Origin of the sequence: Paenibacillus sp. FSL R5-0470 (genome assembly GCF_037975205.1) — a bacterium.
GTDB lineage: Bacteria > Bacillota > Bacilli > Paenibacillales > Paenibacillaceae > Paenibacillus_AQ.
In genome coordinates, this window is record NZ_CP150238.1 from 5,145,327 (window position 1) to 5,168,656 (window position 23,330).

Here is a 23,330-nt window from a genome sequence, read left to right on the forward strand (position 1 = left end):
GCAGGAGCTAATGAGCATCAAGGGCATTGGCACATCCAGAGCAAAACAGATAATATACACGGTGCAGCTTGTGAGTTCACCGCACCTTTGACTCCTACCCTGTCAATATGAAAGGAGACTTCTGAGCCGCAAGGGAAATGCGGAAGAAAGTCAAGCAGGGTAAGGATTTTAGTTAATGAAATAGCTTGTTGTTCGGAAATTCAAGCAATATGAACAGAGAATATCTTGACCAATATCTTAACCGGAAACGGGTAATTCATCATATTTTAAAGAATTTGTTTTCTTTGCTCAATTCAAGCACCTTACATTCTTCTATTAGGGTAGAGTCTATTTTGTCAACTCTCTCCCGTAAAATAGGTACAATATACTGTCCATTTATTTCTTGACAAAGATCAAATATTGTCTTCAATTGATTGATGTGTGTATTTTCAAGCTTATCGTGTATCACAAATTTTGGAGAACTTATATTCATTGCTTCTGCGAATTTTATATACGCTAAATCAAAAGCCACTATGATACCTTTTTTCATTCCTGTTCCAACGTTGCCTTTAAATAAATCCAATGAGACAGGGAACTTTTTTTGTTCCTTCCATTTGTTATTGTAGACAAATAAATATTTTTCCCCATATAACTTTTCACAGTAATCTGCGAAATAAACATTGAATTTTCTTATTATTTCGTTAATATTATTGGGATCCATTTGTTGATTTATTAATTTGATTTTTCCATTCAATTTATCTTTTAATGTCTCAGCACCTTCTAATATTTTTATTGACTGATTGATCTCGCCCTTTTCTAAAATTAGTTTTTCTATTTTATTATTTATAGAATTTAACTCTTCTAGCATACCTTCATCAAGCAAATCTATTGTTAAATGTTTATTTTGTTCTAATAACTCATCTCGTTTAGTTTCTAATACCTCAAAACGTTTGCTTTTAGCAAAAGACTGTTCTCTAACAAAATCAATTCTGTTTTGTATCATTTTGTTGTGGAACTTCAATAAATCCTCGAAAGTTTTGTTTACAGTACCTATGTAAGCCTCAGCTTCATTATAGATATAATTAATTTGTTTAGTATTGATGTTACTTTTTTCATTTTCTAATTTTTGAATATTTATATTTATCTGCTTAACTTCGAAATCCAGTAATTGCATTTCTCTTTCAACTTCATTAATAAAACCAATTATTTTTCTTTTATTTTTCAACTCGTCCTTATAGGTTTCCATGTAATCAAGATTTTTTCTTTTTGTAGTTAATTCATTAAGTTCGCTTTCAAGTAACTGTTTGCGTTGTTCTAAAATATCTAGTGATGATATGTTATCATCATGTTGATATAGTTTGATTTTTGTTTCACATTCTTTCAAACTTGAAGACAGAGAGTCTTTTTCACTCAGTAAATCATTCCTTATTATTCTGAAAAGAAACAGATAAATTGTATCATATGTATCATTTGATATATTGCCGCCTAAATACTTAATCATGCTTTCAGAAGTTGTATCATTTACTCTAACAAATTTAGAAATTAATTGTCTTAATGTTGGGTTATCTTCTTTCAAATCAAATAGAATAGATTTTAGTTCACTCCAAAATTCATCCTGAGTATATTCCTTACCATTAATTATACGTTTTCCATTATTAAATAATTGTCTAACAATGCTTAAGTTCTTGTTTTTTTCACCATTTCTCTGATCAATTAGTATTAATTCTGCTTCAACTTTGTGATCAGCTAAAAATTTCTTAATTTCAAGGTTTTCACTTTTAGTATCTACATCATAATATAAACTTCTAACTGATCTAGCTCCTAGACACAAATCAATTATTTTTATAACAGTAGTCTTACCCACGTTATTGCCACTATCTTCAGCTAAGTCACTTGTATTGTCTACAATTAAGCTTAATCCTTTAAGGTTAAAGGAAATATCTCTTATAATTTCATTTTCAGGCTGGGTCTTTCGTACAATTAATCTATCAATTAGCATAATTTCACCTTATCTTTTTCAATCTCAATTAGTGATAACATATATAACCAATCTAAAGAGTAATAAATAAAATCAATGTACAAGTTCTCATCAATTAAGTATTTAGTCTTTTGATAAAGTTCATCAATAGATATATGATCTTGTTTCTTTAATATCTCCAAAATGATTCCACCTATATAATATAGTGAGTATTTTGGTTCTCTATCTATATTTACTATCATTTAACTCACCTTCGGCTTCTCCAATATCTTACATTCAACGAAAGAATAACAAATAATTCTTATCAAACCCATATCAATATCTTCAACGAACATTTTATCATTACTACCATCTTCCACAATTCTTTTTTCTAACGTTTCCTTCACATAGTCAATAATTTTATCAGCATTCATCCTAATAATATCTATCTCAGCAAGTACACTGGTTCTATTTTCTAATAATAACTGTCCTTTAAACTTCTTGTAGAGTAAAGAAATGCTATCTAGTATTCTTCTTTTTATGCCCATATCGTTGTTGTCAATTATATTAAATGCTTGCTCACAAATACTTCCATACAAACTGTATTCCTTGATTAAATCTTTGTATTTTATGACATCATTATATTCTATTTTTCCATCTATATCATAAGTTATTAACTCCGAAGGGCTTATTTTATATGCCCGTTCCATTTCCTCATCTGTAATATTAACTAAATCCGCTAATTTTTCGATGAGAGTTGGTATTAAAGAAGCGTATTTATTAGCGGGTGTAGAATGAATATAAGTAATATCTCCGTTCACAACCCCAGCAATCACACCATCATTTTGTCCAGGGTTAGTTAATGAATAAGTCGGTTGTCTATTTATCACGTTGCTGTATTCCTCCTGATACTATTCCAGCCATTACTCCGTCATTGGTTCCTGAATTACTAATATCAATTTTCCCCTTGTTTTTTATATCATGCCTTTGATTATTAGATTTGATATCACCACTTTTTATTTCTGTTAAAATTACTTTTGCCTCATTCTTTGCTTTAATTGCAATAATGGTGGATATTACTGTGGCAATCATTGACACAATACTAATTACCAACATAATTGTTTCCATAAATATGTCCTCCTTAGGATATGGTGTTTGCTATCTTGTAATTTCAATTTTCCCTATTGAAACTACTTTATATGGCTAAATAATACTAATATATCTTAGATTCGACAAGAAATATTTAACAGTCTAACCATCTTTATCGACCATGAAAGTAAAATTCAACAAATGAATTCTATATTATAACTATGAATTTAATCTTATCGGTTAATCCCTATCTCCTATTCAGACACAAGATGAAATGGTCATATTTTAAATTGAAAATTATTAATAAGAAGAAAATAATGAATAATACTGTAAAAGAAGAATTAATGGATCTTATTACTCAAACGCTAAATGAGCAGCAGAACTGTTGTTCAATTCAACAACTAATTGAAAAATTCCCAACAACATCAGAACTATTGGAACAGAGCAACATACTCAGCGGCCTTAAAGCTTGGAAATATTAATCAAAATAAATTATAGGAGGAATAGAAATGATGAGTCGTTTTTGGGAGTGTGTAGCGGAATCTGCTGTAATGTAGTGAACCAAACAATCGAAAACTCAGTACAAAAATATTATTTGATCATATTTCAATATGTAAATCCCCTTTGTTTTTTGTTTTATAATCGATCTTATTTCTTTTTAACTTTTCAAATTGTTCATATACTTCCTCTCGCGATATTTGTAGATACTTAGTTTCATTCTTTGATAACCATAATCCTGTGATTTTTTCTAGGTCAAGGGTATAAAGTTTATCATCATTATTTGTCCTTGAGCCAAATGTACCACTTATAGAGGCGAATATTGTTGCCTTTGTTACTTCATCAAATTCTTTGAAAAGATCAAGCTTAATTTTATTTCGATTCATTCCTTTAGATATTTTCAATATATGTTTTGGATTATGTAAAGGTTGTTCTATATCAAAAGGCAATGAATTATTATCTACTAACTTTTCATAGATCAGAAGTTCATTAGGACTAGAATAGCTCCCCCCTCTAACATTTAGCCATCCGTATTCGTTCATCATTTCAATTGTTACTTCATTTTCTTTTTTCAGTACCTCATCCTCTGTACAAATACCGTTATCTATTATTTTAAGGAAATTAATTGGTTTATATATATTAGTCCATTCAGCGCCTTTTTTTGTGCCATGTTTTTTCATTCTTTTTATTAGATTGTCGGTTTGTCCTACGTAAAGCTTTCCTTCTTCTAGTAGTAATACATATATCCATCTTTGACCTTTTTCAAAAGTAAACATATTTCACATCACACATCCAATCCACATGAAATTGTTTTACGACCATCGATATACAAGAAATGCTGTCCCATGAAACTGCTACAGTTATTACAAATATGAGCATTATACGCATATCCAACCACTTAACTTTTGCTCGTGCTCCTTGGAGTTACTTTGTCACAGGGTTTCACCCTTAGGATTTCTCCACCAGTTGCTTGTCAGCTACGAGATGACTTGGCTCTTACTTCGGTTGATCTTTTATCTACTAGTTGTGCTAGCTTGGTAGGCACGCACGTAAATATAAAAAAAGAATGACCAGCATCAATCATTCTTTCATTAAAAATATATTCATTTGGTTTCAGATATCTTTTCCTCCACAAGCTCCACTAACTCCGATGCCTTCATGTTCAAAGCTTCAGCAAGAGATAGCAAAGAATTTAGGGTAGGCTGGTGAACGCCACGTTCCAGCATAGATATGTAGGTTCGGTCAAGATTACTTTGGAATGCTAATTTTTCTTGACTCATCTTTTGCTTCTTCCGAGTGCTCCTTAATACTTGTCCAAATATTTCTTCTGATTTCAAGGTAATACCTCTTTTAGATTCATTATCTAGTTGTCTTAACCATAAAATCCACGTAGTATACTCTACAAAATAATGATAATCTATGATATGATTCATTCAAGAAAAGCTCTGATATGCCAAAAACAATAATCCATTTATAAAAATCACTGTTGAATACAAAGTACATTATAAAAGAAGGGGATGAGAAAATGAGGAGTCTTTTAGAGAGGCTATATCATGGTAGCTTACATCCAGATGAAAATGTCATATCTAATGACCCACAATACTTTAAGTTAAGCCAAAAAACATCTGAAATCATAGAGATTTGGAAGGAGCGACTTTCAGAGGAGGAATTCGACGAGTTAGAAGCGTTATTAGACTTATATGCTCAAACTCATGGTATGGAGTTAACATCTATTTTCAAGTATGGATTTCGCTTGGGGGCAGGCATCATGGTCGAGGTCTTAACCGGGGAAGAGGAACTTGCTAGTAAGTTGGGTACCTTTCATGACAAAACTCCATAATTAAAGGAGTAAATCCTGTGCGCTTAATAATTGTTCTAAATACAATTCCCTTTCGAAATTAATCAAGAAAAACAAAAAAACCTTGATTTCTCAAGGTTTTCACTGTGATGCCGAGGACGGGGGTCGAACCCGTACGGTACTCACGTACCGCAGGATTTTAAGTCCTGTGCGTCTGCCTGTTCCGCCACCCCGGCATATTATGTGTTGTTGCTTCATACGATGTTTACGTATAACGCGACAAGAAATATAATATCATGAATATCGATAACGCGCAATCCCTTTTTCAAAAAAAGTTTTATCACATTAAAAATAACCCGTTCCAGTGTGTGCCGACACGGGTTATTTGGCATGTCGATTATCTGCGTTCGTCACTTCTGCTTCTCATTCCGACAAGGCCCAAGAGTCCAAACAATCCGAGCCAGCCCCAGTTAGATCCTCTGCTGGTAGTCCCAGTATTTGTAGTTGTACTGGTGGCACGATATCTACCATCCGTTGTAGTGTTGGATAGTGGAGTTACCGTATTTCTGTTGTAGTTATCCCGGGTGTAATTTTCATTGTAGTTATTGGTGTTAGGTCTATAATTTTCCCCTGTGCGAATCTTATCTTTCATAATGCTCTCATGCTGATTCATCGTTCCCGTGGTGCCGTTCATTAGATTGCCTTCCGTATTCATCATCCGAGTGTTATTCACGGTACCATCCATGCCCGTATTCGCGTTCGGGATACCGCCTAAAGCGGCTGACCCGATTGGATTAGCGTAACTAGCTCCCATTATACTCATTGACAGTACAGTACCGCATGCAAGGCTTGTTATTAGCTTGTTCACAGTGTTATGCCTCCCTTTATGGTTAGTTATCACTGATAATTTCCCCTTGGGTGGCATTGTCTATACATGAATAGCTTTACTCTTTTACTACATTCACTGTCTTGCTTGCTGCGTCATACGTAACCTTTGCTCCAAGCGCCTCAGCCAGAGCACGCACGGGTACATACGTTACGCCGGTATCAAGAACACCATCCGTAAGTTTAGTGCCGTTTAAGGTTATCGTTACTTTAACGTCTTTGTTCACCTGGTCATCCTCCCCAGTAATTCTTTTTAAAGCTTCATTGACCTGATCCGTCGTAGGACGTTTACCTGCCCGAAGTTGAGTCGTAGTTAAGCCGAAGGCCATTTGCAGATGTGAATAATCTTTAAAAGACGTCCAGTCTCCTCCCCACTCAAGCCCTAGCTGTTTTCCCACCTGTACAACCTCTTGCCAGTCCGCTATTTTATCTTTATCAGCATCACGATTCATATCCCAGGAAATACTATTTCCATCCGGCAGCAAAAGCGCAAAATCAAACGCAAGGCCATAATTGTGATAGCTGGTTCCACCCTTGGCGTTGGTAACTATAGGTCCAGGCTTACTTCTCCCCTGCGCATACAAGGCATTTTGTTCAGCAATCGACCGCAATCCCTGAGTAATAACGATGGGCACTCCTCTGGCATAGCTTTGCTGTATCAAAGCCTTCGCCCCTGCTGCCAAAACAGGATGAAGCCCAGCAAGCCTCGCCGCCGATTTGTCCCTCACTTGATCTAAAGTCAGCATAGAATCACCCCTTGGTATAATCAATGATCCCGCTTCCCCATTCGCTTGTACTAATACCCCTGCTTGCATCTGCAAAAAAAGACCCCGGTATCCCCGAGATCTCCCCTGAAAAGCACCTATTCATAGCTTCTTCACCTTGGATCATTTCTACAAAAAAGGGCAAAATATTAGCGAAAGGTGGGAACACATATGGACATTCATAGTGATAGCTATAAAGTTGCTGCCCTGAGCGAGCAGGAAGAAGCACTCGAAATTATTCGAAATGCCGAAGCTTCCATTGCACATCTGACCGGCAACCCAACGGTGACCCTAATTGCTTATGAAAAAAGTGAAGTCAGCGGTTCTCAGCATTAGACGATGTAAACCTCCACTAGATCATCTACATTGATCCACTTCCATTCCTCCGCCCACTGCAGCTTAAACTCACGCGAGTGGGTGTGAATGGAAGTCACAAAACCACTAATTGTCGTATTCTCAAAAGGATCAAACAGCACAACAGTGACGCGCACATGACTCCGTAACGATAAGGCCAGTGTACATTCGATCTCCTCCAGCTTCTGCTCATCCAGAATAGGCTTAATGCGGCGCAGGGTCTCCCGTTCATCCCTAATAATTCTTACCTTATGCTCCGGCAGCATCATGCGACTGCTTTCCCACAGTCCGTTTTTCTCCAGCTTTTTGCCCATGGTAACCCCTCCCTAATTTCTATACTCATTCCGCTACATACGAACGTATGTTTGTATTATATCCACACCTTCGCTGAATAATCAATAATCAGGAAAAAGATACCACTTTAAAATCCTCCTCTTTTATCTAAAAGTTGTATAATAATTAATATCTAAATGAGAGGAGCTTTCCAATTGAAAAAAAACAAAGCCCAGCTCATCCTAATTCCCGTATTATTCCTGTGTCTATACCCCCTTGTATATCGAAGCAGTACCCTCTCAGACCTCACAAAAGGAATCGTAGCCGGCTTATTTATAGGATTGGCAGTGTTACCTCTACTCAAGCTCAAAATCGCATCAAAAAGACGCTGACAGTTGAACTGTTCAGCGTCTAAATTTCGATCTATTCTTGAACTTTCTCTGGTTCAGCGGTGGACTTACCATCAGCATCGATGAGTCCTGTTGCTTCTCTTGCTTCATTAAGCTTGGAAATGCCGTATAGCATCGCGACGTCAGCGTTCTGATTCAATTCCTCGAACTTCTCAGCAGTGACCTCTGCGGAATCAGCACCTTGAGAGGCCTGTTCTTTTAGAGAATAAGCACTTTGAAAAGCAATTTTGGACTCATCAAGCAGTTTACGAATGTCTTCGGGCAAGCTAGAGGAAATTTTCACTTTCTCAGCCTGATTGGATAGTTCTGTTGCGGTCTTTTGGAATTCGTTAATCTTCTTCTCCAACTGCCTGTCCGAAAGTTCTCCTGCTGAATAAGCAGCAATAGCTTCGTTGAACTCCGTTAAAGATGATTTTCCTAATTCATCAAGTTTAGACATTTCATTGTAGAAGTTTTGCACGGTTTCCTGCACTTCTTCTTCCGAGGCAGGAGCCGATGAAGTTGAATTATTATTGCTGCAGGCGCTAAGGATGACAGTCAGCATTAGCGTTCCTATTAGTAACACTTTTTTCATTATTTATCCCTCCACTTAACAGAATAATGTCGGTTTGTGTAAAGCGCAAATGAAATTTATGTAAAATGACTATTATGTTATAATTATTTCAATTGTAATCAGGGAAGGAGAGTATTTATGCCTTATTGCACAACCTGCGGATCAGAATATAAGCAGGGCGCTAAATTTTGTGGAGAATGCGGATCTAGCATTGACGGAACCGCTCCAGTGACCACCCGTCGTCCATTAGCAAATCCAAACGCTACTCAAGAAGTCGTGCTCTGGAAAGGCAAACCAGCCAGTATCTCTGATCGCCTCAAAGGAATCGTACGCCTAAACACGACTACGTACACCATTACAAGCCAGCGCATTATGGTAAAGACCGGACTTATCGGTAAAAATGTCGAAGAAATCGAATTACTGCGTGTACGCGATTTATCCGTAGCACAATCTATCATGGACCGGATGCTCGGCATCGGTACATTAACTGTATTTTCTGATGATGCCTCAGCGCCTCAGCTTCTTTTCCGAAAAATCCATGATGCCCAAACCGTCAAAGATGTTCTGCGCAAAGCTGTTCGTGACGAGAAGATCGCCAACAACATTAGCTACCGTGAACAAATCTAAGATTCTTTCACATTAAAAAAAGCCCCGAAATCCGGGGCTTTTTCGCTAATATTCCGATGCTCGAATCAGTTTGGATATCGTCTTATGGAAGATAAAACGCTCCTGCTGGAATAATCCCTTTGGGTTGGCTAGGACTTTCCCACTGCAATACAATTTGCGCGTCCCCCTCATTCTCATAGTACTCCACTTTTATTTCATGTAGCTTGCCAGCTATCAGATTCACACTGCCTTTTCGCTCCTGTCCACTCTGATTCACCCAGCTATCAATGATCAGCCCTCCATCAATCCACACCCGCACCCCGTCATCAGAGGAGGAGTAAATGATATAGGTTTCACTATAGGCTGCAGTCAGTTTTCCACTCCACCGTACAGAGAAAGCGTCGACACGAATGGCTGGATCAGGCGAACCCTGTTTCCACGAAAATTGGATGTTAGCATCGGTTCGCGTCAGCGCAGGTGCGCCGCTAAGAGTCATGTTATTGTAATATTGCCCCCATAGTCCACTCTGCAGTACACTGTCTCCCTTAGCGGCTACAATTGCCGCTTCAGCAGCATACTCTTCCCGCGTGAATACAAAGCTGTCATTCATAAAGGCTCTAATTACCGCATCGGTATTCTTCTCATAAAGAAGCTTGCCCCAGGTCATCTGATAAGACCATTTAGACTGTGATTTAGATAGTAGTGCAGGGGACGGTAGCTCTCCATTTTCTCCAATCGCGATCACTTTTCCACGACCCAGATCCCATAGACTATCATAGTGACTCCCCTTAAAATCCCCATCATAGATATCTAGTGCCAGCACATCTACTTTGTCACCGCTTGGGTAGTATTCGGCAGGGTCATCACACCACTGATTTTTGGCGTTTGGGCTCCAGACCCACAATAAATTATGCAGCTTATGATAGCTGGTGAAACGGTCAAACATAAGGTTCCACAGTCCCACGTAGTTGATCTTCTTCCCCCACCAGAACCATCCACCATTCATTTCATGATACGGCCGCCAGAGCACAGGAACGCCTGCGTCATTTAGTTTTTTTAAAGAAAGGGCTATCTTATCCAGATCAGCGATCAGTGCGTTGTACTGAGTGGTACCCGGAGTTATATATTTGTCAAAATCAGCGTTGCTTATGCTCGTAGATACGTTAGCCCAAGCTGGCGCTGTTCCTGGCAACTGAGCGTGATAGCTAATCGTTACGATTCCACCAGCTTTATACCAGCGAATAGCACTGCTAACGACCCAATCCCGCTGATTGTCTATTAGCGCCGCCGTCTGATTATTGATTGCCCCTAGCTCATAGCCGTGAAGGGCGGCGTATTGCCCGCTAGTATTTTTCAGCTTACCATTGAACTCATCCGCGCTCTCCAAATAATCATGTTGTCCACTAATCCATCCTTTTCCTTGCAGAAAATAAAGGGTATTCAACAATTTCCGAGCAGAAGGTACCGTTTCCGAATCCGCCGGAGCCATTTGCAATTTACGATACGCTATTTGCCACTGAACATCGCTCACAAACCTCGATGCCGAATCAACCATATTTCGAAGATTGCGCTGTTCCATCCACTCTCACATCCTTTTAACTTTTTTTAAGTTATAGTATGGGGACAATAGTGACATGAACTCAGCGAATGGACATGAAGTTGTAAATTAATTTAGGACAGTGTAAGGAACTGCTGAATAAATTCACGGCTCAATAAAAAAAGGAGCCTGGCGGCTCCTGACTATATCTCCAATTTACCTCGTATATCTCAGCGGTAGTAATTCAGAAATATCATATTTAGCTAATCGGCCGTCCTCGGATACAATAACTTTGCAATCCTTCCCGTAATCAGCAATTAACTCACGGCACATCCCGCAGGGAGAAACTACTTTAATTTCTCTTTCCTCGCTGTCCGGATCAGAATGCCTTACCGCAACAATCGTATCAAATTCCTTGTAGCCTTCGGATATCGCTTTTCCAATCACCATCGCTTCTGCACAGACTGTAATTCGTCCCATGCTAGCTTCTACATGTACCGCTGTAAAGATTTCCCCCGTCTTAGTACGGAGCGCCGCCCCTACATGGTGTCTTCCCCATTCATAGCGTCTAGTAATAATATCTTCAGCTGAGGCTATAAGCGTCTGATCTTCAATCGTAATCAAATACTCCATATCCAATTCCGTCCTCCTCTTATTTTTCCTAAGTATATTAAATCGCACTGCATTATGATATAAGATATACTATTTTAAGTTCCAAAAAAGGAGGAGCAGATTTGAAAATACAGAAATTACTCACCAGTCTCATCATTATTGTGTTACTTGCTTTGGGCGGTTACTGGTATGAACAGAACGGAGATCCGTCAACCACCTCGTCCACATCTGATTCAGAAGTTGTTCAGCTGATCTTCCCATCAGATCGTTATCCTGAGACTGCTAAGCACATTCAGGACGCGATTGCTAAAGGGGAGTCCGCGACGTGCACGATTAACCGTGAGCAGGCTGAAGACAACCGCAAAGAATCCTTAAAAGGGATCCCCACCAAAAAAGGCTACGACCGCGATGAATGGCCCATGGCCATGTGTAATGAAGGCGGCAAAGGGGCCGACATTGAATACATAACCCCAAAAGATAACCGCGGTGCAGGAAGCTGGGTTGGCAATCAGTTAGAAGATTATGCGGATGGAACCCGCGTAGAATTTATGTTCAAATAATAAGCTAACGTGAACAGTGCTTCAAAAGAATAGCCCCATCCGGAATACCGGATGGGGCTACAATGTGCATCAGCTAGCTTAGAATAAGCAAGCTTTAGTGATGATAACCAGCAAGATGAAGAGTACCAGAATAGCTCCTGTTGAAGTAAAAGGACTACACACCGGACCTACATTTACTGGGCTTACTACAGGACCTACGTTACAACCACAATGTTCCATTCCCATAATTAATTCCTCCTAATGATTAATGACTACAGCACAAGATATGTAAAAAGGAGATAAGCCGTTTGGGCGAACTGGCAAACAAATGCTATTCACCTAATGAATTAGGTAGGCACTGTCGATAAACAGGATATACACGAAGGAGGTGCAATATGGATATAGCCGCATTATCAATGGCAATGAGCCAGGCATCCTTAGCTCAAAATGTAGGAATACAAGTCATGAATATTGCCAAAAATCAGGCTGAAACCCAGAGTCAAACGATGGTGGAAATGCTGGGCAAAAGCGTTGCTCCGAATTTAGGAAAAACACTTGATATTAGTGTTTAATTGCTTTATGCTAAGGACACACGAGAACACTCGTTCTTATGTGTCCTTATGTTTTTTACTTTACATAGCCTTCGGGCTTTTCTTTTGCTCATTTATGCGAACATACGATCCTATAACTGATTCTGAATGAGGTGAATGATATGAATAACATGAAATCCTATTATCAAATGACTGCGCTGGAGAAGTGGACAGAAGATTTATACAAGCGTCTGAACCTTACTCAGCCTTCGCAAATTTCGATTGCTTATATTGCAGAACGGCTTAATATTTGGGTTCATTATTTGGATGTAAGAAGCAAGAGCATCGAAGCATCAGCGGGGATGTACACCATGTTTATAGACAACCGGCTTCCAGCCAGTCTGCAGCGGCTAGAGTTTCTCCATGAGCTCTGTCATCTGCTCCGCCATGGTACTGATCAAATATTGATGCCAGAACATTTTACGCGGGCACAGGAGGATGAATCTGAGCGATTTATTCTTTATGCAGCTATGCCCTACTCCATGATCTCCCGCATGACATTGCCTGAGCAACGTGAAGATGCAATCAGCTATCTTGCAGCAGAATTTCAAGTGCCAAGCGAGCTGGCTTTACAGCGGATTGATCAAATTCAAAGACGTGTTTTTCAGGGGCAATTATTGGCCGTGATGGGAAGAAACGAAGAACGATTAACACATATTCAATAATGACTGCGGAGATAATAAGGGTAGTCGCAATGAAGGACCATTAATTATGGTGGAATTTCTCGCAAGGGGGATCGATATGGAAGCCATTAAAGTAATTGAATTATTGATGACTCATCCAGATTATAACGTAGATGCAGTACACCCCGAAATTCCGGATTTTGTTGGGATCGAGTCGATTGAAGTGGATCATGAAACGGGGACCTTCTCCATTTTATTGCAAGAACCCAAAGAAGACTGAAGATGATTTGTGTAAGTTCATAATAAAAAGGCAGCAAGTATAGTATACCCAGGCAATTCTTTACCTACGCGGGTTACCTATCGGTAGTTAAATTGCTGCCTTATTTGTAATAGTAAGCTCTCTATTATGCGGATACAAACTGAATCACACCAATAAGAGTTAGAATGAGGAATATGCCCACGAACCCCCAAATAATAAACCATAAGATTCTCAGACCTGGTAGCTTCGGATTAGTATGATTCTCTAATATCTTAATTCGCCGCTCCAGCTCCTGTATTTTTTCTTCTTGTTGCATCATGTTCTTCCTCCCTTCTAATGTGTAAATTACAAGATACAATAGATATGACATACCAGTCACAATATATTATCTTATAATATATACATTTTAGCTAAATGGAGGGAATTAATGAAGAAAAGAACAAAAATAATCCTTATTACCTTCGTTATTGTATATGGAGTCGCTTCTTTAGCGCTTCAGGCCTTCCGAAATCATATGGATAATGAAGTGATTCATTATTTGGTAGCTACGAGAGATTATAAGAATGAAGATCTTTATAAAGTCTATACCCAGATTGGTAAGGCTCCCGTCGTAAGTACAACAGTGATTTTTGCAGATGAACCTAACGCAAGATACTTTTATCGAAAAGAGAAGGATCGGATTTATCAATATAGCATGGCTCTTGTAAAAAGGTTTGATCCAAACTATACATATAAACATAGTGAGGAGACCCTCCCCTAAAGGGGGAACTTCTATTATAAAGGTGCGATTGTCTCAACAGTCATGATATGGCTGCTGGGGCAATCGCACCTTTTTTAGATTCTGACCCTTGATCTAGACGCTAACAAATTTTCTCAGGAACATAATGTGACCAAATGCCGTCCTAAATGGTGTTATAGGTAAAGGGGGCATAGAATCATGCAACGATCCATGACCCGGCCGGGAAATCATGTGATAAAGAGTTACGAAATCTACGCAGATATGCTGTTCCGGATTGCTTTGGTCCATTTAGGCAGCCGCCAAGATGCCGAAGAGGCCACTCAGGATACCTTCATCAAACTGATAGAAAAAGCACCAAAGTTCAAAGACGCTGAACATCAAAAAGCATGGCTGATCCGAGTAATCACCAATCATTGTAAAACATTACTGGGCAGAGGCTGGCGCAAGCGCGAGGTTAAGCTGGAAAATGCTGAGCCGATTGCGGTAGACACCCCCGAGGATTTGGCTCTACTGCAGTTAGTTATGGCGATGCCTATGAAGTATAAAACCGTAATCCATCTTTATTATTACGAGGACTATCCCATCCAGGAAATCAGCAAGATTCTGCAGATTAGTCAGTCTGCCGTGAAGATGAGACTTCAACGGGGACGGCAACTGTTAAAACTGGAGCTGGAAGGAGTGGAATCACAATGAAAGAAGATCAGTTTCGAACATCATACAAGAGAGCGGTGGATTCTATGAAACCAGGTGAAGAGATGAAAAAAGAATTGATAGACAAACTGGAGCAACAGCAGGAACGGAAACGTCCACGCAAGACGGTTTATATCGCGGCAAGTATCGTCCTCGCCGCCGGGATCGGCTTAGCTGCACCTAATATATGGCAGCAGTTAAACGGCCAGAGTACTCAAGGGCAAATCGCTCAGGTAACTCCAGGTCCAAGCCAACCAGGCAATTCTGGCACAAATGCGTCCGGAAGCATTGTCATCCCCAAGCTGGAACTGCCGGATACCAAATCTGGCGTTATGGCAGATATGATCGCTCTAGTCGTATATAAAGATAACATTTATACACAGTCTGCGACTCGAATCAACGCAGCCGATGCTGCCGCTCTGCGCGGTGACAAGCTTGGACGTACTACAGGTGGCATCGATGAGTGGAGCGGTAAAGACAAATATATTGAGTTAGCTTCTAACATCGGCGAAACAGATATCTATTCCGTAAAGGGATATGACTCCAATTTCCTGATTATGTCCTATTCGGAAATCAACGGCGAGGTATTCGCCGAACTGTATGAGCATACAAACGGGATCACCGTAAACAGCGGCGCTGATCTATTTGGCAAGCTAAATCTTGAAGGTAGAATTACTTCCGCACAGTGGGAAAGCTTCGACAGCTGGAACAACGGACAGCAGCAGTACACACCGCTCGCTGACGACGAGGCACTTAATGGCTTCTTGAAGGCACTCCAAGCAGCCGAACCGCTGGCAGCAGAGCCTCTTACCGCGCAAGGCATCTACGACAGCGAAGACCGCAAGGTTCTCTATCTCCAGCTGGAGGACAACGCCCGGGTAGAGCTGACGCTGTTTGGTCAAGGGCTAGTACGTTACGGTCTGGCACCTGTATTCTTCGAGGTCGAGTCCGGGGCATTCCAGCTGCTATGGGATAGTATGAAACCATAAGAATGATGGTCGGAAACCGAGAGTATAGCGATAGGAACAACGATTGGGACAACTTTTCGGGCACCATACCCATTAGAAAAGTCTAGCTGGATACAAAAAAAGGCGTTGCTGCAAAACCATTTCATGGCTTTGCGACAGCGCCCTTTTTGTGTTGGCTGCATGGTTTGAGAATATCAGATTCTAAGTATAAAAGAGCCGTTGTAGGTTAATCCTATGATGGCTTTTTTACATGTTCAATACCGCTATGATAACGGGACTCAAAAAAAGAACGCCCACCATGGACGTTCCTGAGATTCTTATTCGTATACAACGTTTCAGCTAGTTACGCATTTACACTTTCTGTTTTACGATCCTGTCTTGTGTGTAATGTTTTCATCGCAAATCTTGCTATCGGCTGCGCAACCAACAGTTCAATCCAAAATGCTATACCAAAGTTTCTTGGCCAGATGTGAAGGAAGTTTTTAAGTGGCTCTAGACTTATTTGTTTCGTCCCAACCCATGTACCGATTATCGATAGTAGAATAGATAACACCGTAACATTCAATAAAGTATTCAACAGCACCCTAGCATTAAATCCATCGGTTTGTCCCATGAATTTTGGCATCACTTTCCCAACAATCGGCCCTGCAACTAATCTTACGGATAAAACTACGATCATCCACATAAACGGAATAACCTTTAGTGTATCTATATACACTTCCTTACTGAAGCCACGTTCCAACCCCACAATAATAGGGGCAATAGTGTTTACTGATATGATTGAAATAATGAGTAAAAATAATATACCTTCTTTTCCGTTTCTGGGCAGTCTTGTGTCTCCATGCATGTTTGTCATCTCCGTGAATCATATTTCAGATGGCAGACGTATCATGAGACATATATTTTTGGCCCAATAAAAAGACCAATATCTCTACACACTGATTTAATAATTATAGCACTTTTTTCAAATGAATGTCAGACCTCTATTTAAGATTTATTAAATCCCTCTGCTCTTTAGTGCATTCAAAAGATTTAAACTATCCCTGCAAGCGCATGCCGATAAATCTGGTATCAGTGCATCCGTTAGCAAGCTCAAAATTCCAGCCTTCCTAATTCCCTGCCTTTTGAATTTATGTACCTATAGCCAGCAAAAAAACCTTACAAAGTAAGGGTTTTTGATAAGCGGGCCCTGAGGGACTCAAACCCCCGACCAATCGGTTATGAGCCGACCGCTCTAACCAACTGATATAGAGGAAAGGGATAAATGCCTTAAACTCTATTTAAGAACTCTTGTTTTTATTGGGATTAGCTAATATCGATTAAACTTAATTAAAATGAGTTTGTGACCAAATTTGTGACCAATGTGCCCATTAGACCTGGAGTTTGTCCTGGGTTTCTTTATGGGCTTTTAAGCACAACTACAAACTCAACATTTTCTGTTTTTCAAATAGTTATATCCACCAATAGATATGAGGGCTCCACACATCATTACAACCATCAAAGATTGTCGTTCCTCATTCGCAACATCATAATTATTGAACAATAATGAAATACCTGGTTTCATTTTCTCTGCTTTATGTATTTCTGTATTGAAAATCTTTATTGTTCATCAATATAAAAGCTCCTTGTTCTACGAACTACCTATTTCTTCGCAACCCATCGTTTTTCAACTTCAAAGTCCTTCTTAATTACTTTATTATCCCATGACTCCAGTACAATCCTGGGCTCTGACTCAAGGATATCCTTTGCTTTATCAATCTGCCCTAACTTGAAAAAGTTTATAATTTCTATAAGGTCACTTCTACTATGTAATCTTACGGCGTTATAACTAGCAAGTTCTTCACACGCTGAGGTATATTGATTTGAGGATATTACCATGGACTTTTTTGCCCTGTAATATCTCATGGAACTATAGATCTCTTGAACAGCTCCTAACCCTACTGGATAAGAATAACACTTTGCCTGAACGACATTTCGAACCCCCTCCCCGTCTGTAAACACTAAGTCAGGTCCAAAATCTCTACCTCCTCTCGTTTTATATGCATCACTATAACCCATGGCCAAAAATAAACGATACAGATATTCTACAAAGCCAGTTCCGTCTTCCATTCGGTCTATGTCCTGGATCGTAATCTTAAGTGGATCAATTACTATACTTTGGGGAGGGTAACTCTTCTTTCTAGATAAAACTTTGAATACAAAAATAGCTGTAATGATAGCAAGAATAACCAACAAAATTATCATTTTTGTCAACCAGCAACCCCCATTAATATAAGAACCTCGCCAATGCCGGCGAGGTTCTTCCAAATTGCAATACCATTACTCCCAAACTCTATAACCTTAATATAAATTATTTGGAACATTATGTATATATGACTGGTAAGAAAAAGTCCTAGACTACTGTTGGTTTTTGGACTCACGTTTCCCGTTAGCGTAAGCCCTTGCTAGTCCTGAATATCATTAACTAATGAATACTTGTGTTCTTCTTCCTACTTCAATTCGTTCAGTAAATTTTCCTCCTGTATATTCTTCTATTGCCTTTTTCCAAAAGAGTTGAGCAGGCTTGTTGTTATCTATTTGGTAAACTTCCCATTTTCCCTGGTGCATATCAAATATATCTTTAGCAACCATTCTCCCTAATCCCAGCCTACGATACTTCTTCGCAATAAAAAATTCAGCAATAGAAAAATATGCGTCATCTTCTTCCCGATTTTTTAATTTGACTAAGACAAATCCAACAAATTTCCCATTGAGACTGATTAAATATGGATAATTGGGGTCTTTAGACCAATATTCATCAATTGGATAATTAGCATACTTACCGTTTGCCTCAAACTGCAACTCCATAAATTCTGAGAAATCATAAATATAGAATTGTAACAGGTTGCTGAGTATTTCTTTATGTTCCAAGGTTGCTATTTTGATTTCATAGTCCATGTTTGATACCATCCCTCTGTAGATTCAACTATCGTTTCGCTCTGGACACTCTATTATAGATTTAGTAGCTTGCATTAAGTCACTCCTTCATAAATACGGTTCTTGATGAGTATCACCTTTAAAAAAAGGTGCTTTCAGAGTACACCTTAAGTTAACTGCGGGAAACGGAAAGTTTATTTTAAGTTAAACTTTACTGCCTGTTAGCTTGATGAGGCGCCCGCCCGTCTATTGTGTTTTCATTGGCAATTTATATTGGAATGAGACGTGGTGAGATCCTTGGACTTCGCTGGGGTGATATCGACTTCGAAAAGAAAGAACTCAAGGTGATCCAGACGGCCAACTGGACACGTGATGGTTTAGTCATTCAACGCCCGAAAACGAATGATTCCATACGACGGGTAAAACTTTTTCAGAATATTATTGATGACCTTAAGGAACGCTACAAGCAAATCGAGGCTTAGAAAAAAGAATATGGAGACTCATATGAGGATAATGATTTAGTATGTTGCTACCCTGGCGGGGGTTATATAAATCCAAAGGTAGCTGCTGAACGACTGGGTATAACTCCTGCGATGTTCAACGAACGATACTCACACCTACTCCCAATCATGCAGGAAGAGGCCGTTGACAAAATTGAAGCAGAACTGAATAAATACGCTGAAAAACAGCTCGAAACTGCAGAAAAATAACTCTCGTTAGCAAATCCGTTAGCAAACTTAAAATCCGGGCCTTTCCCAATCCTATTTTCTTTATATCACTAATCCTATAGACAGCAAAAAACCCTTACAAAGTAAGGGTTTTTGATAAGTGGGCCCTGAGGGACTCGAACCCCCGACCAATCGGTTATGAGCCGACCGCTCTAACCAACTGAGCTAAGGGCCCGGATCTAAAAATATCCGAATGTAGAATTGCTGTTGTAAATAAATTGGTTGCGGGGGCAGGATTTGAACCTGCGGCCTTCGGGTTATGAGCCCGACGAGCTACCGGGCTGCTCCACCCCGCGTCAGAAAAAATATTCAAACAGCGACAATAAATAATATACAGTACAAATCGGGTCTACGTCAAGGAAGAATTTATAAAAGTTCTCAAGGCAGAAATCTAACCCCGTACCTTCCCTTACGGGATCGATAAATTTCTACAAAACGCGGGTCATGATAACCGTAAATCCAGCCATCTTGCTCCAATCTTTTAGCCAAACAACCTGCTTGAAATCTGGTCCTGAACAGTTTCGCGAAGTATATCCAATTCATGATGCCCTCTTCTCCTTTTCGCAAATTTATGATACACCGCTCTGAACTTATCATGCCCAAGTTCCACAAAATAAGCCACCAGAAAACTGGTGGCTTAGGGCATATTCCAGAGTCATTCACCGATCGAGTCAAAATAGACCGTGGGATCTTTTTCAAGTGTATCCAGCATGGTATTCCCTTGCTTCTCCCAAGCTTTGAGTGCATTCTCGACGGTTTTCTTCCCCTGATAAACATCAATAAATAATTGACGTCCAACATCACTAATCCGGCTAATCCCAGGCTTCTGCATCTGTAAACTGATCAATAAAGGATCCGTTGCAGGTAAAGGCTTAAGCGCATAAAAAGCTTCCAAATTTACAGAAGGGGTCTGAGCGGTAATATAATCCTTACGGGAAGTCAGTTCACTCTTGTTATGGGCTTTGATTTTCGCAACCTCATTACTATTGACGAACTTAATCAAATCCCAGGCATCTTCCTTATTAGTAGCCGTAGAACTAATTGCCATCATATTACCAAGCCATGTTCCAATGGCAACATCCGGTTTTTCCTGAAAGGTAGGTACAGTAACCACACCCCATTTGATGGGACTGTAATTTTTGATCTTAGCAGCATTACGGGCCACTCCCGCCAGTTCATTGAGATAACCATATTCTCCAACGACCATTGCTGCTTTTCCTGTGAGGAACAGATCGCCTTGGATTGGACTGTAGGCATTCCCTTCTGTTCCTGCAAAATCCAGCCCATTTAGCTCAGGTACAATTTGTTTCTTAACCAACTGGCTGTAAGTAGTCCAAGCCTGATTCCACTGTGTGGTATTTACAGTCATGTGCTGACCCTTATTATCGTACATCGTAAGTTCTAGCGGTGCGACATAGCTCTGCATATCCCAGAATGGATCACTTAAGTAACGGTTCATCGAGAACCCGTATATCCGAGTTTCTTTATTAGATGACTTCTTCGTCACCTTATCTGCCAGCGTAAACAGTTCATTCCAAGTCATCTTTTCCGTTGGATAGCCCACACCAGCAGCATCAAAGATTCCCTTGTTATAAAAAAGCGCACTAGACGAGAAGATCGGCGCCAACGCAAAAAGACTTCCTCTACCCAGTTCACGAACTCCATTCAGCATCGTAGGCGCCATATTGCTTAAATCATACTGATCACGCGCTATAAGCGGCTCCAGCGATTGGACAAGATTATGATCCACCAAACTCTTCACTAATGCGCTATCACCGACGATCACATCAACAGGCTTATCTCCTCCCATAATCGCCCGGATATTTTCCAAATTGTCAGAGCTTGCGTCTGAGGAGGTGTTATTGTACCGAAGGTCATTCGTATCTATAGCGGGAATAATCTCCAATTTGATTTCTGGATGCTGCAACTCATACATATCCGTAAACTGCTGACGAAAAAACGAATCGTCCTCCCCAGACCATAGACTCCCAATACGCAATACACGTTGCTCCACTGAAGCCTTAGAAGGCTCAGCCCAAGCCGTATTCCACCCATCAGAGATTAGTGGTAGTATCAGCGCAGCGCATACCCCAAGGCTTAACCAGCGGCGCCACAGCCGTTTATTGTTGTTTATATGATTCATTATTATATCCTCCCATAAAATACTTGATTCTTCTACATCTTATGGATAAATAATCCATAATCCTAGTAACAGTATAAAGCTTTAATCAAGAAGGGAAGTTACAGGACGTTTAAAGTTATACTACGATTTCTTCATATTATTCTCATAAAAATGTTACTAGGAGCTTTTGCAGATACACGATCTCCACTACTAGAAGGTTTCGGCAGATACTAGGCTGATTATAATTGCACAAAGTGCAACTATAGTGCCAATTCCTCTAAGAAAAGTTAGTTTAAGTGTACAAAATACAACTATTCGTGTATTGGATGACAGTTGAGTATGTTATGTCTGTTAAAAAATAAAAGCCCCTCACTGAAAAGTGAGAGGCTCGCCTAAACTATAATCATTTATTTAAGCTTAAACACCAAATGATGAAGGATCTTTTCTCCAAGACTTCAGTACTTCTACGTCCGTCGATTCAATTTTACCTTGTGCAAGAGCCACATCAATCAATGTGCTGTAGTTGGACAAGCTTTGTAATGGCATTTCAGCTGCAGCAAAAGCATCCACTGCACGGTCCAGCTCATAGCTGAAGATTGCGAGTACAGCCAGCACTTCTGCGCCAGCTTCTTGCACGGCCTGAGCCGCTTTGATGGAGCTTCCACCTGTGGAGATCAGATCTTCAATAACAACAACCTTTTGTCCCGGTTTAATCAGACCTTCGATCTGATTCTGCTTGCCGTGGCCTTTAGCTTTATCACGGATATAAGCCATTGGCAGGTTCAGTTTATCTGCTACCCAAGCCGCGTGTGGAATACCCGCGGTTGCTGTACCTGCGATCACTTCAGCGTCCGGATACTCGCTCTTAATAAGCTGCGCGAAGGCATCTGCAATATAGTTACGAACTTCTGGGTAAGCCATAGTCAGACGATTGTCGCAATAGATCGGCGATTTGATACCAGAGGTCCATGTAAAAGGCTCCTGGGGACGCAGTGCTACTGCTCCAATCTCCAACAGATAACTTGCTACTTGTTCACTTCTATTTAATGAGCTCATGCTAGGGTCATCTCCTCAATAATGTTTAGTGCTGCTTGACGTGGATCTGGTGAAGCTGTAATCGGCCGTCCTACAACAAGGTAGTGACTACCCTGACGAATGGCTTTTCCAGGTGTCATAACCCGGGACTGATCGTCCAAGGAAGCACCTGCTGGCCGGATACCCGGTGTAACCGTGCAAAATACTGGGCCGCAAGCTTCTGCGATAGCTGCGGACTCTTGTGGCGATGCTACTACGCCATCTAGACCCGCATCGGAAGCCAGCTTGGCGTATCTTACCACAGTATCCGCTACCTCTCCAGCGATCCCAATTTCGTTATTCATCACTTCTTGACTCGTACTGGTTAACTGGGTAACTGCAATAATCAAAGGCATCTTAAGGGCAGCATTAGCACTAACTGCTGAAGCCGCTCCTTCGCGTGCTGCAGCCATCATGGCTGAGCCCCCTGCCGCGTGTACGTTAAACATATCAGCGCCAAGATTCGTAAGACTTTGAGCGCCACCTTTTACCGTGTTAGGGATATCATGCATTTTCACGTCAACGAACACAGAATAGCCACGAGATTTCAGCTCTTGAATAAATTCTGGTCCTGCCGCATAGAACAGCTGCATGCCTACCTTCATATAGCAAGGAATTCCTTCCAGCTTATCGATCAAGGCTCTTGCTCCAGTCACATCAGGATAATCCAAAGCGATCATCAGACGATTCGCCATTGCTTTCCACTCTACTTCTCCTACTCCCATAACCATGCTCCTATCCAGTGCAGACTACATCCACACCCTTTA

At 40.2% G+C, this 23,330-nt stretch carries 32 protein-coding genes and 3 tRNA genes; 12 read left to right on the forward strand and 23 right to left on the reverse strand.

Annotation, left to right across the window (positions count from 1 at the left end):
- Positions 1–259 precede the first annotated feature (259 nt).
- The 3 genes from MKY99_RS22750 to MKY99_RS22760 form a co-directional block, all read right to left on the reverse strand.
- Positions 260–1,978 (reverse strand): DUF2326 domain-containing protein, encoded by a 1,719-nt coding sequence (locus MKY99_RS22750; protein ID WP_339266504.1) that lies wholly within the window; start codon positions 1,976–1,978, stop codon positions 260–262.
- 221 nt (positions 1,979–2,199) lie between these two features.
- On the reverse strand, positions 2,200–2,826 hold the full coding sequence (locus tag MKY99_RS22755; RefSeq protein WP_339266506.1) for a hypothetical protein: 627 nt from the start codon (positions 2,824–2,826) through the stop codon (positions 2,200–2,202).
- Positions 2,816–3,064, reverse strand: coding sequence for a hypothetical protein (locus MKY99_RS22760; RefSeq protein ID WP_339266508.1), 249 nt, complete (start codon positions 3,062–3,064; stop codon positions 2,816–2,818). The genes MKY99_RS22755 and MKY99_RS22760 overlap by 11 nt, the downstream gene beginning before the upstream one ends.
- A 278-nt stretch (positions 3,065–3,342) precedes the next feature.
- Between MKY99_RS22760 and MKY99_RS22765 the strand changes: the two genes are divergently transcribed.
- Entirely contained in the window at positions 3,343–3,507 is a 165-nt protein-coding gene (locus MKY99_RS22765; protein ID WP_339266510.1) for a hypothetical protein, read from the forward strand.
- A 117-nt stretch (positions 3,508–3,624) separates the two neighbouring features.
- Here the strand turns inward: MKY99_RS22765 and MKY99_RS22770 are convergent, their stop codons facing one another.
- On the reverse strand, positions 3,625–4,299 hold the full coding sequence (locus tag MKY99_RS22770; protein ID WP_339266512.1) for a GIY-YIG nuclease family protein: 675 nt from the start codon (positions 4,297–4,299) through the stop codon (positions 3,625–3,627).
- 327 nt (positions 4,300–4,626) lie between these two features.
- On the reverse strand, positions 4,627–4,956 hold the full coding sequence (locus MKY99_RS22775) for a helix-turn-helix transcriptional regulator (protein ID WP_339266514.1): 330 nt from the start codon (positions 4,954–4,956) through the stop codon (positions 4,627–4,629).
- A gap of 53 nt (positions 4,957–5,009) precedes the next feature.
- On the opposite strand from MKY99_RS22775, the gene MKY99_RS22780 reads away from it, so the two are divergent.
- On the forward strand, positions 5,010–5,363 hold the full coding sequence (locus MKY99_RS22780) for a DUF6809 family protein (protein ID WP_339266516.1): 354 nt from the start codon (positions 5,010–5,012) through the stop codon (positions 5,361–5,363).
- 108 nt (positions 5,364–5,471) lie between these two features.
- Here MKY99_RS22780 and MKY99_RS22785 read toward each other — a convergent pair.
- From MKY99_RS22785 to MKY99_RS22795, 3 genes are all read right to left on the reverse strand, one after another.
- A tRNA-Leu gene (locus MKY99_RS22785) sits at positions 5,472–5,557 on the reverse strand.
- Between the two features lie 161 nt (positions 5,558–5,718).
- Complete coding sequence (locus tag MKY99_RS22790; RefSeq protein WP_042190773.1) at positions 5,719–6,189, reverse strand: hypothetical protein; 471 nt, start codon at positions 6,187–6,189, stop codon at positions 5,719–5,721.
- A gap of 76 nt (positions 6,190–6,265) precedes the next feature.
- Complete coding sequence (locus tag MKY99_RS22795; protein ID WP_339266519.1) at positions 6,266–6,952, reverse strand: M15 family metallopeptidase; 687 nt, start codon at positions 6,950–6,952, stop codon at positions 6,266–6,268.
- A 189-nt stretch (positions 6,953–7,141) separates the two neighbouring features.
- Here MKY99_RS22795 and MKY99_RS22800 point away from each other — a divergent pair, with 189 nt between their 5' ends.
- The gene (locus tag MKY99_RS22800) at positions 7,142–7,306 is read left to right on the forward strand and encodes a hypothetical protein (RefSeq protein WP_179085776.1); all 165 of its coding nucleotides are present in this window, start codon (positions 7,142–7,144) and stop codon (positions 7,304–7,306) included.
- Here MKY99_RS22800 and MKY99_RS22805 read toward each other — a convergent pair.
- Both MKY99_RS22805 and MKY99_RS22810 read right to left on the reverse strand, forming a co-directional pair.
- Positions 7,303–7,638: a YolD-like family protein gene (locus MKY99_RS22805; RefSeq protein ID WP_042130171.1), complete on the reverse strand. Its 336-nt coding sequence runs from the start codon at positions 7,636–7,638 to the stop codon at positions 7,303–7,305. The two genes, MKY99_RS22800 and MKY99_RS22805, sit on opposite strands and share 4 nt — an antisense overlap.
- 382 nt (positions 7,639–8,020) lie before the next feature.
- The gene (locus MKY99_RS22810) at positions 8,021–8,581 is read right to left on the reverse strand and encodes a hypothetical protein (protein WP_339266521.1); all 561 of its coding nucleotides are present in this window, start codon (positions 8,579–8,581) and stop codon (positions 8,021–8,023) included.
- A gap of 117 nt (positions 8,582–8,698) precedes the next feature.
- On the opposite strand from MKY99_RS22810, the gene MKY99_RS22815 reads away from it, so the two are divergent.
- Positions 8,699–9,187, forward strand: a complete 489-nt coding sequence (locus MKY99_RS22815) for a PH domain-containing protein (RefSeq protein ID WP_339266523.1) — start codon at positions 8,699–8,701, stop codon at positions 9,185–9,187.
- A gap of 82 nt (positions 9,188–9,269) precedes the next feature.
- Here MKY99_RS22815 and MKY99_RS22820 read toward each other — a convergent pair whose 3' ends face one another.
- Together MKY99_RS22820 and MKY99_RS22825 are read right to left on the reverse strand one after the other, a co-directional pair.
- The gene (locus MKY99_RS22820; RefSeq protein ID WP_339266525.1) at positions 9,270–10,745 is read right to left on the reverse strand and encodes a glycosyl hydrolase; all 1,476 of its coding nucleotides are present in this window, start codon (positions 10,743–10,745) and stop codon (positions 9,270–9,272) included.
- Positions 10,746–10,919: 174 nt separating this feature from the next.
- A complete protein-coding gene (locus MKY99_RS22825; protein ID WP_042194350.1) occupies positions 10,920–11,336 on the reverse strand; it encodes a cytidine deaminase in 417 nt (138 codons plus the stop codon).
- 107 nt (positions 11,337–11,443) lie between these two features.
- On the opposite strand from MKY99_RS22825, the gene MKY99_RS22830 reads away from it, so the two are divergent.
- Positions 11,444–11,875, forward strand: coding sequence for a NucA/NucB deoxyribonuclease domain-containing protein (locus MKY99_RS22830; protein ID WP_339271756.1), 432 nt, complete (start codon positions 11,444–11,446; stop codon positions 11,873–11,875).
- A gap of 78 nt (positions 11,876–11,953) precedes the next feature.
- On the opposite strand, the gene MKY99_RS22835 is transcribed toward MKY99_RS22830, so the two are convergent.
- Positions 11,954–12,100, reverse strand: coding sequence for a hypothetical protein (locus MKY99_RS22835; protein ID WP_156113170.1), 147 nt, complete (start codon positions 12,098–12,100; stop codon positions 11,954–11,956).
- 149 nt (positions 12,101–12,249) lie between these two features.
- Between MKY99_RS22835 and MKY99_RS22840 the strand changes: the two genes are divergently transcribed.
- The 3 genes from MKY99_RS22840 to MKY99_RS22850 all read left to right on the forward strand — a co-directional run bounded on the left by MKY99_RS22840 (position 12,250) and on the right by MKY99_RS22850 (position 13,347).
- Positions 12,250–12,426 carry a YjfB family protein gene (locus tag MKY99_RS22840; RefSeq protein ID WP_076098563.1) on the forward strand — a complete coding sequence of 59 codons (177 nt, stop codon included), beginning with the start codon at positions 12,250–12,252 and terminating at the stop codon, positions 12,424–12,426.
- Positions 12,427–12,566: 140 nt separating this feature from the next.
- A complete protein-coding gene (locus MKY99_RS22845) occupies positions 12,567–13,109 on the forward strand; it encodes an ImmA/IrrE family metallo-endopeptidase (protein WP_231573332.1) in 543 nt (180 codons plus the stop codon).
- 76 nt (positions 13,110–13,185) lie between these two features.
- Positions 13,186–13,347: a hypothetical protein gene (locus tag MKY99_RS22850; RefSeq protein WP_179085777.1), complete on the forward strand. Its 162-nt coding sequence runs from the start codon at positions 13,186–13,188 to the stop codon at positions 13,345–13,347.
- 124 nt (positions 13,348–13,471) lie between these two features.
- Here the strand turns inward: MKY99_RS22850 and MKY99_RS22855 are convergent, their stop codons facing one another.
- Positions 13,472–13,645, reverse strand: coding sequence for a hypothetical protein (locus tag MKY99_RS22855; RefSeq protein WP_156113172.1), 174 nt, complete (start codon positions 13,643–13,645; stop codon positions 13,472–13,474).
- 108 nt (positions 13,646–13,753) lie between these two features.
- Between MKY99_RS22855 and MKY99_RS22860 the strand changes: the two genes are divergently transcribed.
- From MKY99_RS22860 to MKY99_RS22870, 3 genes are all read left to right on the forward strand, one after another.
- The gene (locus MKY99_RS22860) at positions 13,754–14,086 is read left to right on the forward strand and encodes a hypothetical protein (RefSeq protein ID WP_042190784.1); all 333 of its coding nucleotides are present in this window, start codon (positions 13,754–13,756) and stop codon (positions 14,084–14,086) included.
- A 177-nt stretch (positions 14,087–14,263) separates the two neighbouring features.
- Positions 14,264–14,758: a sigma-70 family RNA polymerase sigma factor gene (locus MKY99_RS22865; protein ID WP_042190786.1), complete on the forward strand. Its 495-nt coding sequence runs from the start codon at positions 14,264–14,266 to the stop codon at positions 14,756–14,758.
- Positions 14,755–15,744: a hypothetical protein gene (locus MKY99_RS22870; RefSeq protein WP_339266528.1), complete on the forward strand. Its 990-nt coding sequence runs from the start codon at positions 14,755–14,757 to the stop codon at positions 15,742–15,744. Before MKY99_RS22865 ends, MKY99_RS22870 begins: the two co-directional genes overlap by 4 nt.
- A gap of 322 nt (positions 15,745–16,066) precedes the next feature.
- Here the strand turns inward: MKY99_RS22870 and MKY99_RS22875 are convergent, their stop codons facing one another.
- The 3 genes from MKY99_RS22875 to MKY99_RS22885 all read right to left on the reverse strand — a co-directional run bounded on the left by MKY99_RS22875 (position 16,067) and on the right by MKY99_RS22885 (position 18,660).
- Complete coding sequence (locus tag MKY99_RS22875) at positions 16,067–16,570, reverse strand: hypothetical protein (protein ID WP_339243098.1); 504 nt, start codon at positions 16,568–16,570, stop codon at positions 16,067–16,069.
- Positions 16,571–17,364: 794 nt separating this feature from the next.
- Entirely contained in the window at positions 17,365–17,967 is a 603-nt protein-coding gene (locus MKY99_RS22880) for a restriction endonuclease (protein ID WP_339271758.1), read from the reverse strand.
- A gap of 216 nt (positions 17,968–18,183) precedes the next feature.
- Entirely contained in the window at positions 18,184–18,660 is a 477-nt protein-coding gene (locus tag MKY99_RS22885; protein ID WP_339266530.1) for a GNAT family N-acetyltransferase, read from the reverse strand.
- A gap of 230 nt (positions 18,661–18,890) precedes the next feature.
- Between MKY99_RS22885 and MKY99_RS22890 the strand changes: the two genes are divergently transcribed.
- Positions 18,891–19,121 (forward strand): tyrosine-type recombinase/integrase, encoded by a 231-nt coding sequence (locus MKY99_RS22890; RefSeq protein WP_339266532.1) that lies wholly within the window; start codon positions 18,891–18,893, stop codon positions 19,119–19,121.
- A 347-nt stretch (positions 19,122–19,468) separates the two neighbouring features.
- Here MKY99_RS22890 and MKY99_RS22895 read toward each other — a convergent pair.
- From MKY99_RS22895 to pyrF, 6 genes are all read right to left on the reverse strand, one after another.
- Positions 19,469–19,542: transfer RNA gene (locus MKY99_RS22895), tRNA-Ile, on the reverse strand.
- A 44-nt stretch (positions 19,543–19,586) separates the two neighbouring features.
- Positions 19,587–19,663 (reverse strand) — tRNA-Met (locus MKY99_RS22900).
- 82 nt (positions 19,664–19,745) lie between these two features.
- The gene (locus MKY99_RS22905) at positions 19,746–19,910 is read right to left on the reverse strand and encodes a hypothetical protein (protein ID WP_019909365.1); all 165 of its coding nucleotides are present in this window, start codon (positions 19,908–19,910) and stop codon (positions 19,746–19,748) included.
- A 112-nt stretch (positions 19,911–20,022) separates the two neighbouring features.
- On the reverse strand, positions 20,023–21,510 hold the full coding sequence (locus tag MKY99_RS22910) for an extracellular solute-binding protein (RefSeq protein WP_339266535.1): 1,488 nt from the start codon (positions 21,508–21,510) through the stop codon (positions 20,023–20,025).
- Between the two features lie 396 nt (positions 21,511–21,906).
- Positions 21,907–22,545: an orotate phosphoribosyltransferase gene (gene pyrE, locus MKY99_RS22915; RefSeq protein WP_042190802.1), complete on the reverse strand. Its 639-nt coding sequence runs from the start codon at positions 22,543–22,545 to the stop codon at positions 21,907–21,909.
- Positions 22,542–23,288, reverse strand: a complete 747-nt coding sequence (pyrF, locus tag MKY99_RS22920) for an orotidine-5'-phosphate decarboxylase (protein ID WP_339266537.1) — start codon at positions 23,286–23,288, stop codon at positions 22,542–22,544. Before pyrF ends, pyrE begins: the two co-directional genes overlap by 4 nt.
- Between the last annotated feature and the right edge of the window lie 42 nt (positions 23,289–23,330).

Coding starts and splice junctions, on each gene's coding strand:
- MKY99_RS22750 (WP_339266504.1), bottom strand. CDS start 1,978: ATGCTAATTGATAGATTAATTGTACGAAAGACCCAGCCTGAAAATGAA.
- MKY99_RS22760 (WP_339266508.1), bottom strand. CDS start 3,064: ATGGAAACAATTATGTTGGTAATTAGTATTGTGTCAATGATTGCCACA.
- MKY99_RS22765 (WP_339266510.1), top strand. CDS start 3,343: ATGAATAATACTGTAAAAGAAGAATTAATGGATCTTATTACTCAAACG.
- MKY99_RS22770 (WP_339266512.1), bottom strand. CDS start 4,299: ATGTTTACTTTTGAAAAAGGTCAAAGATGGATATATGTATTACTACTA.
- MKY99_RS22775 (WP_339266514.1), bottom strand. CDS start 4,956: ATGAATCATATCATAGATTATCATTATTTTGTAGAGTATACTACGTGG.
- MKY99_RS22795 (WP_339266519.1), bottom strand. CDS start 6,952: ATGCTGACTTTAGATCAAGTGAGGGACAAATCGGCGGCGAGGCTTGCT.
- MKY99_RS22800 (WP_179085776.1), top strand. CDS start 7,142: ATGGACATTCATAGTGATAGCTATAAAGTTGCTGCCCTGAGCGAGCAG.
- MKY99_RS22805 (WP_042130171.1), bottom strand. CDS start 7,638: ATGGGCAAAAAGCTGGAGAAAAACGGACTGTGGGAAAGCAGTCGCATG.
- MKY99_RS22810 (WP_339266521.1), bottom strand. CDS start 8,581: ATGAAAAAAGTGTTACTAATAGGAACGCTAATGCTGACTGTCATCCTT.
- MKY99_RS22815 (WP_339266523.1), top strand. CDS start 8,699: ATGCCTTATTGCACAACCTGCGGATCAGAATATAAGCAGGGCGCTAAA.
- MKY99_RS22820 (WP_339266525.1), bottom strand. CDS start 10,745: ATGGAACAGCGCAATCTTCGAAATATGGTTGATTCGGCATCGAGGTTT.
- MKY99_RS22825 (WP_042194350.1), bottom strand. CDS start 11,336: ATGGAGTATTTGATTACGATTGAAGATCAGACGCTTATAGCCTCAGCT.
- MKY99_RS22835 (WP_156113170.1), bottom strand. CDS start 12,100: ATGGGAATGGAACATTGTGGTTGTAACGTAGGTCCTGTAGTAAGCCCA.
- MKY99_RS22840 (WP_076098563.1), top strand. CDS start 12,250: ATGGATATAGCCGCATTATCAATGGCAATGAGCCAGGCATCCTTAGCT.
- MKY99_RS22845 (WP_231573332.1), top strand. CDS start 12,567: ATGAATAACATGAAATCCTATTATCAAATGACTGCGCTGGAGAAGTGG.
- MKY99_RS22850 (WP_179085777.1), top strand. CDS start 13,186: ATGGAAGCCATTAAAGTAATTGAATTATTGATGACTCATCCAGATTAT.
- MKY99_RS22855 (WP_156113172.1), bottom strand. CDS start 13,645: ATGATGCAACAAGAAGAAAAAATACAGGAGCTGGAGCGGCGAATTAAG.
- MKY99_RS22860 (WP_042190784.1), top strand. CDS start 13,754: ATGAAGAAAAGAACAAAAATAATCCTTATTACCTTCGTTATTGTATAT.
- MKY99_RS22865 (WP_042190786.1), top strand. CDS start 14,264: ATGCAACGATCCATGACCCGGCCGGGAAATCATGTGATAAAGAGTTAC.
- MKY99_RS22870 (WP_339266528.1), top strand. CDS start 14,755: ATGAAAGAAGATCAGTTTCGAACATCATACAAGAGAGCGGTGGATTCT.
- MKY99_RS22875 (WP_339243098.1), bottom strand. CDS start 16,570: ATGCATGGAGACACAAGACTGCCCAGAAACGGAAAAGAAGGTATATTA.
- MKY99_RS22880 (WP_339271758.1), bottom strand. CDS start 17,967: ATGATAATTTTGTTGGTTATTCTTGCTATCATTACAGCTATTTTTGTA.
- MKY99_RS22885 (WP_339266530.1), bottom strand. CDS start 18,660: ATGGACTATGAAATCAAAATAGCAACCTTGGAACATAAAGAAATACTC.
- MKY99_RS22905 (WP_019909365.1), bottom strand. CDS start 19,910: ATGAATTGGATATACTTCGCGAAACTGTTCAGGACCAGATTTCAAGCA.
- MKY99_RS22910 (WP_339266535.1), bottom strand. CDS start 21,510: ATGAATCATATAAACAACAATAAACGGCTGTGGCGCCGCTGGTTAAGC.
- pyrE (WP_042190802.1), bottom strand. CDS start 22,545: ATGAGCTCATTAAATAGAAGTGAACAAGTAGCAAGTTATCTGTTGGAG.
- pyrF (WP_339266537.1), bottom strand. CDS start 23,288: ATGGGAGTAGGAGAAGTAGAGTGGAAAGCAATGGCGAATCGTCTGATG.